Annotated in this window: 13 protein-coding genes; 4 read left to right on the top strand and 9 right to left on the bottom strand. The window is 66.0% G+C overall.

Features of this window, described 5'->3' with window-relative positions; all coding sequences use genetic code 11:
- Window positions 1-8: 8 nt before the first annotated feature.
- The 4 genes from AB0H71_RS15045 to AB0H71_RS15030 are packed head-to-tail and all read right to left on the bottom strand — an operon-like array spanning window position 9 to window position 2,910.
- Window positions 9-1,352, bottom strand: a complete 1,344-nt coding sequence (locus tag AB0H71_RS15045) for an FtsK/SpoIIIE domain-containing protein (RefSeq protein ID WP_357020073.1) — start codon at window positions 1,350-1,352, stop codon at window positions 9-11.
- Window positions 1,353-1,355: 3 nt separating this feature from the next.
- A complete protein-coding gene (locus AB0H71_RS15040) occupies window positions 1,356-2,177 on the bottom strand; it encodes a DUF2637 domain-containing protein (protein ID WP_357020070.1) in 822 nt (273 codons plus the stop codon).
- A gap of 2 nt (window positions 2,178-2,179) precedes the next feature.
- Window positions 2,180-2,464: a hypothetical protein gene (locus tag AB0H71_RS15035; RefSeq protein ID WP_357020067.1), complete on the bottom strand. Its 285-nt coding sequence runs from the start codon at window positions 2,462-2,464 to the stop codon at window positions 2,180-2,182.
- Window positions 2,464-2,910: a hypothetical protein gene (locus AB0H71_RS15030; protein ID WP_357020064.1), complete on the bottom strand. Its 447-nt coding sequence runs from the start codon at window positions 2,908-2,910 to the stop codon at window positions 2,464-2,466. Before AB0H71_RS15030 ends, AB0H71_RS15035 begins: the two co-directional genes overlap by 1 nt.
- Window positions 2,911-3,035: 125 nt before the next feature.
- Between AB0H71_RS15030 and AB0H71_RS15025 the strand changes: the two genes are divergently transcribed.
- The 4 genes from AB0H71_RS15025 to AB0H71_RS15010 all read left to right on the top strand — a co-directional run bounded on the left by AB0H71_RS15025 (window position 3,036) and on the right by AB0H71_RS15010 (window position 5,329).
- Entirely contained in the window at window positions 3,036-3,401 is a 366-nt protein-coding gene (locus AB0H71_RS15025; protein ID WP_357020061.1) for a GntR family transcriptional regulator, read from the top strand.
- Between the two features lie 92 nt (window positions 3,402-3,493).
- Complete coding sequence (locus tag AB0H71_RS15020) at window positions 3,494-4,465, top strand: hypothetical protein (RefSeq protein ID WP_357020055.1); 972 nt, start codon at window positions 3,494-3,496, stop codon at window positions 4,463-4,465.
- Window positions 4,462-5,037, top strand: coding sequence for an isochorismatase family cysteine hydrolase (locus AB0H71_RS15015; RefSeq protein WP_357020052.1), 576 nt, complete (start codon window positions 4,462-4,464; stop codon window positions 5,035-5,037). Before AB0H71_RS15020 ends, AB0H71_RS15015 begins: the two co-directional genes overlap by 4 nt.
- Window positions 5,038-5,074: 37 nt before the next feature.
- Window positions 5,075-5,329, top strand: coding sequence for a helix-turn-helix domain-containing protein (locus tag AB0H71_RS15010; protein ID WP_357020049.1), 255 nt, complete (start codon window positions 5,075-5,077; stop codon window positions 5,327-5,329).
- Window positions 5,330-5,663: 334 nt separating this feature from the next.
- On the opposite strand, the gene AB0H71_RS15005 is transcribed toward AB0H71_RS15010, so the two are convergent.
- From AB0H71_RS15005 to AB0H71_RS14985, 5 genes are all read right to left on the bottom strand, one after another.
- Window positions 5,664-6,197 carry a hypothetical protein gene (locus AB0H71_RS15005; protein ID WP_357020046.1) on the bottom strand — a complete coding sequence of 178 codons (534 nt, stop codon included), beginning with the start codon at window positions 6,195-6,197 and terminating at the stop codon, window positions 5,664-5,666.
- Complete coding sequence (locus tag AB0H71_RS15000) at window positions 6,194-6,547, bottom strand: helix-turn-helix transcriptional regulator (protein ID WP_357020418.1); 354 nt, start codon at window positions 6,545-6,547, stop codon at window positions 6,194-6,196. The genes AB0H71_RS15005 and AB0H71_RS15000 overlap by 4 nt, the downstream gene beginning before the upstream one ends.
- Window positions 6,548-6,695: 148 nt before the next feature.
- Window positions 6,696-6,896: a hypothetical protein gene (locus AB0H71_RS14995; RefSeq protein ID WP_357020044.1), complete on the bottom strand. Its 201-nt coding sequence runs from the start codon at window positions 6,894-6,896 to the stop codon at window positions 6,696-6,698.
- 1,167 nt (window positions 6,897-8,063) lie between these two features.
- Window positions 8,064-9,344 carry a tyrosine-type recombinase/integrase gene (locus tag AB0H71_RS14990; RefSeq protein WP_357020041.1) on the bottom strand — a complete coding sequence of 427 codons (1,281 nt, stop codon included), beginning with the start codon at window positions 9,342-9,344 and terminating at the stop codon, window positions 8,064-8,066.
- Between the two features lie 275 nt (window positions 9,345-9,619).
- Entirely contained in the window at window positions 9,620-11,383 is a 1,764-nt protein-coding gene (locus tag AB0H71_RS14985; RefSeq protein WP_357020038.1) for a replication initiator, read from the bottom strand.
- Between the last annotated feature and the right edge of the window lie 232 nt (window positions 11,384-11,615).

Here is an 11,615-nt window from a genome sequence, read left to right as displayed (position 1 = left end):
CCCCCGCCTCACGCCGCCACCTCCCCGTCACCGAGGTCGTCGGGGTCGAAGCCGGAGTAATCGCCCGCGGGAGCGGTGTCGGGCTGGGCGGGGGAGAAGGTGTCCACGATGGCGTCGACCGCCTCATCGGAGACCCAGAACGCGCGGACCCGCTTGAACCCGGTCGTGCCGTCCTCGCCGACGTAGCCGACACCGGGGGTGAGTTCGCTGATCTGGTCGCAGCGTGCACCGCGGTCGCGGGCGCCCTGTCCGTGGACCATCGCGGTCTGCGTCGGCTCGTCCAGGCGCAGACCGATCCGGACGGAGAACAGCTGCCGGTTGGGCATGGTCTCCTTGGACGGGTCCTGCAACGCCGCGACCACGACCACCGCGGCGGCGCGGCCCTTGGACAGCAGCAGCCCCGACAGGTGCCGGAACTCGTTCTGCTCCTCCCGGCTCGCATACGACGACAGCGCGGCGGCCTCATCGATGACGATCAGCATCAGCGGCTCATCGGTGCTCGGGTAGAGCTTGCGGGTACCGGAGCGGCGCATCCGGACCAGCCGCTCATCCATGAGTTCGACTGCCTCGGAGAGCATTCCGAGGATCGTGGCGGCGTCGACCCCGAAGCGGACGAACAGCCGATCCGCGCCGCTGCCGAACTCCGCGCCGCCCTTGGGGTCACACATCCACACATCCACCAGCCCGGCGCGGATCGCGGGGCCGAGACCGCCGATGATCGAATGCAGCACCGAGCCCTTACCCGACCCGGTAGCCCCGGCTACGAGGATCTGCGAGCCCAGCACTCGCAGCAGCCACGGCGAGCCGTCCTCAGCGACGCCGACCGGGACCGCTTCCAGGTCGACGCCGACCGAGGCCGGGGTGATGGGTTCCGGTGCCGCCTGCTGCTCGGCGCCGGAGACCACGTCGGTCGGGATGCTGTCGGAGAGGGTGTCGAAGACCCGCAGTGACAGCCGGACATGGCTCGGTTCGGTCCCGGCCGCGGTCACTTCCGGGACGGCGAAGTAGGTGGCGAGCTGGTCGCAGGTGTCCTCGTTGGTCCAGTCACTCAGCTTCTGCCCGCCGAGCATCTGCACCTCCACATCGATGCCGTGCGGGGTGTAGTCCCATCGGGCGATGTGGGGGAAGCCGCGGTCGCGGTGCCCGAGGTCGAGGGCCTCGAACATCAGGGCGGTCTGGGCGGGGTCGGCGAGGATGAACACGGCCGGACGCAGCGCGGGCGGGGCAGCTGCGGTGATCTGCTCGGCGGTGGTGGCCGAGCGGGTGACCGTGGCGTCGAGGTAGCGCCACCAGGCCAGCACACCGGTACCGGTCACCGCCCCGGTAGCGACGAGGAGAGTTTCGAGGTTCATGGGTCAGGCACCTCCCACCGCGAGCGGCAGCATCGGCTGCACCACCGGACGCGGGCGAACAGGGATAACGGGACGAACAGGAGCCGTGAGCGGCGCGGGCGCCGGGGCGGACTCGGGGACCGGGCTCGGCGCGGGAGCTGGGGCCGGTGCCGGGGTGTCGGGGGTCTTGGCCTTGCCGACGTAGTTGCGGGCGGTCGAGGGCGAGACCCCCAGTGCGGCAGCGATTTCCGGGAACTTCACGCCATCGGCGTGCATCTCGATCGCGCGAGCGACCTTGGCCGGATCACGCCGAGCAGCAGGCTTGCGACGACGGACCGGCGCCGGGGCCGGGGCCGGGCGAGGAGAATCGGCCGGCGTCGGCTCGGAGACCGTGACCGGCGACGGCTCGGGCTCGGCCGCGGCTTGCGGGATGGGCTCGCGGTTGGAGGCTCGGAACAGCATCGCCAGGCCGTGTGTATCGACCAGCAGCGACACTGGCGCCACCGCGGCGACGAGGGCGGCGGCCCACCAGGGCAGGTGCTCCCCGGCCATCGCCGCGTGCACCGAGTTGCCGACCACCGAGACCAGGGCGCCGCAAACCAGCACCCCGAGGAACCAACGCCGCTCCGGCCCGCTGGCGAGTACCAGCATGGAGATGGTGGCCTGGATGATCGTGCCGTCGACGATCACCGGCCACAGCCACGCCAGCTCGGCCGGGGTGCGGGCCATGATCGCCAGCTCCTTGAGCGCGGCGAACGAGAGAGCGAAGGCGGCGACGCCGATGGTCACGATCACCAGGACCGCGACCCACCGGGCCGCCCGCATCGCCGTGGAACGCTCGGACACGACTACGCCGCCTTCCCGGCGTCCACAGTGATGGTGGTGTCGATCCGGGCGGACTCGGCGGCGTCGTGCTCGGCCAGCACCCCCGGCAACGCGGCCAGCAGGCTGCGCGCGTCCTCGATCGACAGCGACAGCGAGGCGTCACCGCCGACGACCCCGGCCAGCTCCACCGCGATCCGCGCCGGGATCACGATGCTGCCCGGCGAGGTCTTGTAGTGGTAGACCTCGCCCGGGATGTACCGGGCCGTGATGCCGTCGTCGCTGTAGCGGACGGTGGTCATGGAACTCATCACGCCACCGCCTTCGCGGCCGAGCCGTTGCCGGTCGAGCGCGGGGCGTTGGTGTCGCCCTCGATCCCCGCCGCGCGGATGTTCCAGCCGATCCGCTTGAACTCCCCGTTGCCCTCGATCTTCGGCTTGATCTGCAAGCCGACCAGCGTGATCGGGCGCATCCCCGGCACGATCTCCGGCGCCGCGGGAACCGGCATCACATCGGCCACGAACGTCACGTCGAACGAGGCCGTCTTCGCGTTCGCCGCCGTCGGGTCGGTTACCGTGCCCCGCCACAGCCGCTTGCCCGAGCCGTTGCCGTCGTTGTCCAGGTCCACCCGCTGGCGCTTCGGCGCGCTGCGATCGGAGTTGAACTCGGTCACCGCCTCGATGTCACCCAGCAGGAACAGCCCCTTCGGGAACGCCTGCTCGAACGCCGGGGTGAACCACACATCCTTCAAAGCCATTTCGCATCTCCTCGGTTCGTCTGTCGAAGTCTTACGTCATCTATATGACCATAGACATCTAGATGATACAAGGGGTGACCTAGGGGACATCTATGTGAGTGACCCGCGAGGCATATGATTGACGTATGACTCAGGACGAGCGTTCGCGCACGAAGTACCAGGTCGTCGCGGATGATCTCCGCGCGAAGATTGCTGATGGCACGTATGCCGTCGACAAGCGATTGCCGACCAAGGAGGAGCTGGCCGCGTTGTACTCCCGCTCACTCGGGACCATCGATCGAGCTCTCGACGTACTCAGGAGCGAGGGCGTGATCGAGACGATTCACGGGGTCGGCACCTTCGTGCGTTCACCCAAGTCGGAAGCAGACCTAGCGAACGAGGGACTGGCCGCTCGGGTCGCGCGCCTCGAAGCCCAGATGATGGACGTGTACGCCAACCTCGGTCTTAACCCGTCGACCGACCAGCCGTCGTCGAACAGGCGGGTGGGGTAGCCGTGGACCCGAACGTGACCGACTTACGCACCCGTTCCCGGTATCGACCCGACTTCGGCACCCTCGCTCGGCATCGAGTCGCTGGAGCCCGCGTGGCGATGGGACTGGACGAGCGGGAGTTCGCCAAGGTGCTCACCTCCCTCATCGGACGGGAGGTCACCGCAGGACTGGTCTCCTCGTGGGAAGCATCGGTCACGCCGCCCGGCGACGTCGTCGTAGCCGTCTCTTCCATCTCGCCGAACTCGGCCGAAAGGCTCGGCCTCCGGTCTCACAAGTTCATCTCGGTCAGCGTCGACCACGAGAGCTTGCAGCAGCTCGTTCCCCGCGACGCTAAAGCGCCGGCCACAGTGGCACTGGGCGACCACTGCACTTTGCACGCTTGGCCGTTCGGCGCCGTCATCCTGCATCTGGTCGAAGATGTCGACTTCCCCGACATCGCGAGCATGGCGTACTGGCGCTACGAGACTTACCCGGAGAACCTTGAGTGGGCAGCCCGCGAGGTCGGTCGGCTGCTCGGCGCCCCGGCGACACCCTCGTACGTCCTGAGCTTCTACTGGGTCCATTCGCCGATCTGGTCCGGCCGCATCCTCGAATCGGCCCTCAAGATCATCTGCTCACCGCGGGTGCTCCTCGAATCCGGCGACGAGTCCGGCCACGCGGAACGCGATCTACTTGCCGAAGGATTCGATCACGCCGACATGAGGCCCTTCGGAGTGCAGGGCGTGTCGTCGGGATATGCGTCCTGGTCCGGCGTCGTCTACCACGCCTTCGACGAAGACCGAGCCCTGACCGAAGATCAGATCATCGCGATTGAACTCGACGTCCAGTCGATCTGGAGCTACTGCGCCTACATCGCTGACGCGATCGAGCACGGCCGGGAACCGCGCATCGAACCCGGCTACGGCACTACCTTCATCCGAGCGTGCCGTTCACGCCTGCTCACACCCAGACCGCAGGAGTCCGACGCGCATCGATCGATGCGCGACGCCATCGTCCAATCCAGCGGTCTGCCCCTGCACCTGGCGAACGCAGCCGACACCCTCAAGGACATCGGAGCGAAATGAGCACTCACCCCATCCTGCTCGTGATCGATGTGCAGAACGGCTTCGTCAACGAGCACTCGCGCCACGTCGTGCCGATCATCCGCGATCTCGCCGAGCAGTGGACGAATGCGGGGGGCGCCACCCTCTTCACCCGATACCACAACTACGAGGGATCGCCCTACCAACGCCTCATCGGCTGGAATGGCCTCCGCGAAGCGCCACAGACCGACCTCGTGCCCGACCTCCGTCCTCTCGCTGATGCGCCTGGCGCTCAGGTACTCGACAAGGTCACCTACACCGCCCTCACCGACGATGGGCGTCGGATGCTCACCGGCTACACCGACCTCTACATCTGCGGCATCGCCACCGACGGTTGCGTACTCAAGACTGCGCTCGACGCCTTCGACAGCGGCTACACGCCCTGGATCATCGAAGATGCCTGCGCATCCAACGCCACCCGCCATCCCGCCGCGGAGGTTCACCAATCCGCGCTGACCCTGCTGTCCCGACTGATCGGGTCTCGTCAACTCGTTCAGTCACCCGCCGTGCGCGAGGTCATCGCAACTGCACCAACACAGCGGCACTCGGCGTAACCCGCAGGCTGCCGCCGATGCGACCTACCCTTGACTTGTGTCGATCGCAGACGAGTTCGAGCAGGTTCGCTCCGACCCGGACCCGGTTCGCCGCGGTCTACGGGCGACCGAACTGCTTACGCGGTGCCAGCGACTCGCAGTGGAGCTGGCCGAACTCCGGAAGCACGCGATCGAAGAGGCTCACCGGGCCGGGCTGAGCTACACCGAGATTGCCGAACGAATCGGCGTGACCAAGAGCCGGGTCAGCCAGATCTTGGCCAGGCCGCCGTCCGCCAGATTGCAAGACGAGTAGCAACGGCCCCGGTTCGAGTTGTTGCCGAAATTCGCTATATAGAGTCAAGGCGCACCGGCGGCGCTACGCGCCGCCGCCGCGCTACGACGCGCAGCGCGGCTCCCTGAACCGCGGTCGCCGCGGCGCGTCGGCGCGTCGACGGCACCCAGCGCCCGCAAGGTACGACCAGGACACCCCTGCCGCGCCCTGCAACAACTGAGGCAGTGCTGGGCGCGATGTGAGCCGTACCCGGCTTGCCTCCCGCCTGCGGTTGCAGACCTACAGTCACAGCACAGTCGACCGGCTGTGGTTTCGTTCCGAGAACCCGACCACGAGCCCCCACCGATCGCGCTAGTTACGACGACAGGCGCTCCACCTTGCTCGCTTCGATAACGATGGAGTTGGAGAGCACGACGGGATCGTTCGGAAATAGTCTCACTGAAAGGCTCTGAACTAGTTCCCGCAGATATGGAACGATATCCGCAATTCCGGTGTTGATAATGAAGAGGCGCGGGCCTTGCTCTAAGGATGCGAAGTAAGCGTCAACGTCATCGATATTGCCCACCTCTGGCGGGCCCTCTAAGCCTCGAACGTCAGCCAGTATGTAAGTCGCAACAACCTGGGCAGAGATTATTCGCGGTAAGTGGTCTCGAATATCTACTGTCATTGCTATCGCTATTCGGCTATCGGAATAGGTGTTTATTCCGACGTCCAGGCGTACTTTTTCGTCGCCCTTTATCCACTGTGCTTCGAATAATGCTTCGGAAGGCATCTCGTCTTCGGCAAACCATCGCTCCGCGTAGGCTTTCCACGTTTCTACGCCTTCGAGCTGTAGGGCAGGTTTGGCGCCGCTACCAGCACCTTGTTCGTTACTTTCTTGCTCGCTCACCCAGCTGACCCTTCAGCGGTAACCCACGCGGCACCTTGCGATTCCAGAACTCTGTAACTCTTCTTCTCAGGGTCCGTGCGGACGCTGGGAGCGGCGGCCGTCGATGCCCGCCAATGCGCTCTGCGGTTACGAGCCTCTATTTGCTCTACGCGCTCGACGGGCTCCACATGCAGATGAACGGAAGCGCCTACTGCTTGTGCATATCGTAGAATAGTGTCGAGAGTTGGGTTACTGCCCTCAATATCCGACTCGAAACGGCTAATTCCGGAACGATTAATCCCGATCGCATTTGCTACCTGCGACTGACTGAATTTCCGCCTGCGCCGGACGCCGATAAGATCGTTTAACATCCGACGACGCGCTTGCGTCATTCGCATAGCGTTCGCGACATGGCTATCACTGGTCAGGTCGAGGTCTCGTTCACGGTTACGCCAGGGCCTCATGCGTTGCACTGTAACGCAACATCGCTCACCGGGGACCGGATCGTGACGCATCTGTCTACTCAGGGAACGGTGCCCACCGGTAGCCGTGCTCGTTGAAGAACTTCTTCAGGTAGCGCATCGCCTTGACGATGTGCGAACGCTGCCGCCTCTTGTTCTGAGCCTTCGTCAACCGCCTCAACTTGCTATCACGCAGATGCACTCCAACTACGTGATCTTGAAGGTTGGTCGGTTCGCCGAAGTACAGGCGCCACTCCACTCCCTTCATCCCCGACGACTTGAGTTCCCCTAACCACGGAGGGTCGGGCTCATTGGACGGCGGGAAGTCGAGCGGGCACCTGTAGTCACCCGGAAAGCCGTAGCGGCTGCTGCGGCCAAGTCCTGCGCCTTCCGACTCACGAATTTGCCCCTGGAGGTTGCCGAGGGCAAACGAATCTGTTCGCCGTAGAACGTCCAAACTTGCCTCGACATCCGGCGTGTGCTGCCAGTGGCAGCTACCTCTGAGGACGCGATCGCCGTGTGGAAAGACTGTCAACTCGCCCGTCCTGCGGCTCCTCGTCCCAGGTCGTCCGCCGTGAAGCGTCGACCACGACCATGTCGTGGAGTCTGGTTCATCAATCGATTGTCCCGCATACTTTCAGCTTCCCGCCATCAAAGGGGCTGACGCACAACGGACCTTCTGGTCGGAATGTTATTCGGGACTGCTGGTGATTGCGCACCTTCCGGCCGCATGGCCGAGGTAACAGGGGCAGGCCAGCACCCTCGGTGGTCTGGCTGGGTCAATTGCAGTCGGTGGCGGGGATGGTGCAGGTACGATCTGCTCCATCCGCACCTGCACCACCCCCGCCACCGACCTCTTCCACTTCCGCTGGCAGGGCCGCACCGTCGAGAAGGCGTACTGCCACCCCTGCTACCTCCGGGCCCGCACCAACCTGGAGGCCGTGGACAGCTGGGACGACGGCCACTGAGTAGCCAGGGGGCTCCGGCCCCCTCTCCCGGCTGCTCTCCAGGGTGGACTACTGCGCGTCCTCCGGCCGCGTGGCGGGGGCAGGGTCCCTGCCTCCTCATGGCCCGATTGTCTGACTTCACTCGGCCGAGTCAAGGGAAAGAGCGCCCTTGACACGACCTCCCTCAGCCAGGGATGGCCAGGACGAGGAAGCAGGGGAAAGGAAGTCACCCGGTGTCACCGCGTTGTCACAACTCCTCCCGACGACGCCGGACATGACGAAACTCCCACGGAGGTGTTGTCGCACCTCCCGTAGGAGTACGGACAGCCACAGTGCCAACTAGAACGTCAGGTACTCGACTCGTAATGAAAAGGTCAGGAGTTCGATTCTCCTAGGCGGCTCCATCGTCCCAGGTAGACCGTGGTTTCGGGTCTACCTGGGACGTACCTCTTCCTGGCGATCCTCCAACTAATTCCCAACTAATTCGGGTTGCCGTTGACGGCGCGTTCGAGTGCTTCCGCCGCCGCGTGGTGGGTTCGCCCGCGTGCCATGTAGTGCCGTTGGGTCATCGCCGGATCGGCGTGGCCGAGGACATCAGCGGTCACGCGAGCCGAGAGCCCGGCATCATCGAGGATCGTGGCGACCGCGTGCCGGAAGCTGTGCGGGGTGACATCCTCGCCCAAGCCCAACGCATCGCGTACCCGCTGCCACTCGTGGCCGACGTTCTGCGGATCCCGCAGCGTCCACACCGCCGAGGGGAACACCAGGTCGAGAACCGCCGCGTCCGGGTCCGGCGGGGACGCCAGCTTGCGGGCCGCCAGGACCGCCCTACGCCGCTTCAACATCTCCACCGCGAAGTCAGGTAGGGCGATAGTGCCCCGCCGGTTCTTCGGGTCCTCGTCCTTGTCGACGCGCACCAGGCCCACGCCCTTGACCCTCACCACCTTGCCCGTGCATCGCAGCGTGCCCGCCCCGGTGTCGATGTCCGACCACAGCAGCCCAAGAATCTGACTACGGCGCAGCCCCGAGCCCGCCAGCAGCGTCACCAGGTCGGCCAGGTCGGCGCTCTCGCAGTAGTCCGCAACCGTGGGCGGGGTGTACGCCTTCACCGGCGTCCCCCGGTTGCGCTCAGCGCGAGAGAGCTTGCGCGGACACGGCACCTCCGAGGTGCGGACGGAGGTGAGGATGAAGCGCAATTGATCGACGGTCAGGTCACTTGCGCCGCCCGTCCGAGCCTTGGCCTCGACGTTCTGCGCCATCTGGGATTCGCGGACCGGATTGACCGACAGCGCATCCTTGCGCACGGCGTAGCGGAACATCCCGGACAGCACGGTGCGTGCGGTCCGCATAGAGCCGGGTCCTCTGGCCTCGCCGACCTGCCTGAGAAACGCCTCAACAGCGGATGTAGTGACTTCCAGTAGCCGCCGCTCGCCGAACGCGGTGTTGAACTGCTCGGCCACGAGGTCGTATCGCTCCAGGGTGCTGCCCGCGCGCTGCTGTTCGACCAGGTGATTCCGGTAGAGCACCCAGAGCTGCCGGACCGTGGTCGACTCCGACAGCTCCCCGCCCAGGTCTACCCGGATTGCGGTCGCCGCCGCCATCACTGCATCGAGTGCGCGAGTGCCGTTGCGGTCTGGGATCTTTCGGCCCCGAGCGTCGAGCTTGACCGGTGAGACTCGTTTCAGGTCCCGTCGCTTGCCCGAGGCGTCGCGGACCAGTATCCGAGCTTCCCAGCGCCCGGCAGACAACTCGGTGAGCATCGGAGCACCGGGCACGCCGATAGGGCGGGCGGGTCTGCCGCGCTTCACTCCCGCCCCCATCCGCGCCGCGTTACTGGTCCTCGCGTGCGTCCAGGGCCGCGTCCAAGGCGTTGAGGTCCCACCGGAAATCCTTTCCGACCCGCTTGGGTCGCGGTAGCCACGGGTACTTGTCCCGGTCTCGGTTCCAGCGCCGCAACACCTCGGCGTTCACGCAGATGTGCGCGGCAGCCTGTTTCGTGGTCGCCCACCGTCGGATCGGTGCGCCGGATTGCTGCTCAGCAGACATTGACGTCTCCCGTCGAGTCAACAGCGTTTCGATCGCTGTTTGTTTGCTGTGGGTCGGTTGCCGAACAAATAGGCTGTGGTGGGGGAGGGTCCGCGACGGCGGACAGTGCTCGGTCGTACTCGAGCCGCCAGGCGGTGCGTTCGGCGATGGCGGCCATGAGCAGATACGACCGTGACGGGATGCGGGTTCCTGGTGCGATGGTGGACCAGGTGTAGCGGTGAGGGTCGGGTGCGGGTTTGTCGATGCCGATCGCGGCCAGGACTCCGCGCACGAACGCGGCCCGGTCGGCTTTGTGGTCCCCGAGGGTCTTGCCGGTCCAGCGTTTGGAGCACAGCACCCGCCGCCCCGGCAGCCCGAGCGTCGAGCGGCGATGCGCACGGCCCTTGCACCGGCCCGGTTCCATGCGGCGGGTGGCGCCCTTGGGGACGATGCCGTAGGCCAGCCACACAGCGCAGCGCGGACTACACGGCGTCGCGCACAACTCCTGGTGCAACCGGTCGTAGTGGGCGTGCTGACGCGGTGACGCGCCCTCGAGGGTTTCACCGACCGATTTCGTCAGGTACTTGCACAGATACCCGATGTGTCGGTCCGCTTCCCGAGTGCCGGCCAAGATCCCCTTGTAATGCACCTGCACCCCGAACCGGGCGACATGGGCCGGGGCGTCGTCCTCACCGATGGCGTCCACGGCCTCATCCCAGGACAGCAGCGGCTCGCGGGTGTCCGGGTCGAGGAACGTGGTGGTGTCGTGGTCCCACACCGGGCGCGCGTCGTTCCGGCCGTAGACGACCCGGTCCGGTGTCGGCCACCAGATATTGCGGTAGGTGGCGCGGGTGACTTCCCGGATCACTTCACGGGGCACGGTGCCGCGCAGTGCGAGGTGGATATGGGGGGCACCGCGGCGTTGTGGTTCGACGGCGGCGAAGTACTGGATGTCCCAGCCGATGACCCGCCGCAGGTTCTGAACCCAGCGGTCGACCAGGGCGGCGAAGCTGACCGCGTCCCACGCCGCCCGCCGGTAGTCGTAGCGGTCGCGGTCCAGCGGTGTCCCGTCGTCGCGGTGGACCGGCCCGTAGGAGTCGAGAGTGAGGGTGATGAACATCGAGGGCCGGAACCGGCCCGCGTACTCACGCCCGATGCTGCGCGACTTGTCCACCGGCTGACGCGGCAGGTCGGTCGCATCGGCACGCCGTCGGGTAGAGCGATGCCGCCGCGCCGGTGCGTCGTCCGAGTCGTCGTCTCCGTCGTCTCCGTCGCTGGTGTCGGCGGACGGGAGCGGCGGTGTCTTGCCGTGCATCCCCAGCGTTGAGAGTTCGGTATCGACCCATGCGATTTCAGCGGACAGCTCGGAGGTAGTCGAGTCCTGTTGTTCTGCAACAGCTTTGGTGTATTCCGCGAGCAAGTCGGCACGGTAGGCGATCAGGTGTTCCTGATCCGGGTGCGGAGCACGCGGGGCGGTGTCGGGTTCGGTGTCGAGGTGCCAGCCTTCCCGGCACTGCATCATCCGCAGTCGTTGTGACTTGCGCGCACACGGGCGGCACACCGATTCCAGGGTGGCCCCGCAGGGCACGGGGATGAACTCGTGGCGTCCGGTGGTGGTGTCGATGCGCTTAAGCACCATCGGACGCACACAAACGCCGTTCTTCTCGGCCAGCGACAGCGCGATGTCGTCGAAGGCGGGCAGGTTGCGCCGCAACTCCTCCTCGCTCGCGCTGACCGTGGGTGGTAGGACCAGCCGGGCATCATGGCCGACCATAGGGGACTCTCCTGTTCCGTCGCGGGGGAGGCGCGGCACCGGCCCAGAGGAAAGCCGATGCCGCGCCGAGGGTCGAGCTGGGGAACGGCTGATAGCCGTTGTGCCGGAACAGGATTAGAGAGATGTGGACTGCTGCCGGTTCAGCGTCCGGGAGGCGCTCGCGTCGCGCCGGGAAGTCAGGAGAGAGAAGTGTGGGCGCTCAGATCGCGCCGGAGAAGTCATCGGAGATAAG

The organism is Nocardia sp. NPDC050697 (genome assembly GCF_040654395.1).
Classification (GTDB): Bacteria; Actinomycetota; Actinomycetes; order Mycobacteriales; family Mycobacteriaceae; genus Nocardia.
Note: the sequence above shows the minus strand (reverse complement) of the source record. Positions and strands in the feature narration are given on the sequence as shown.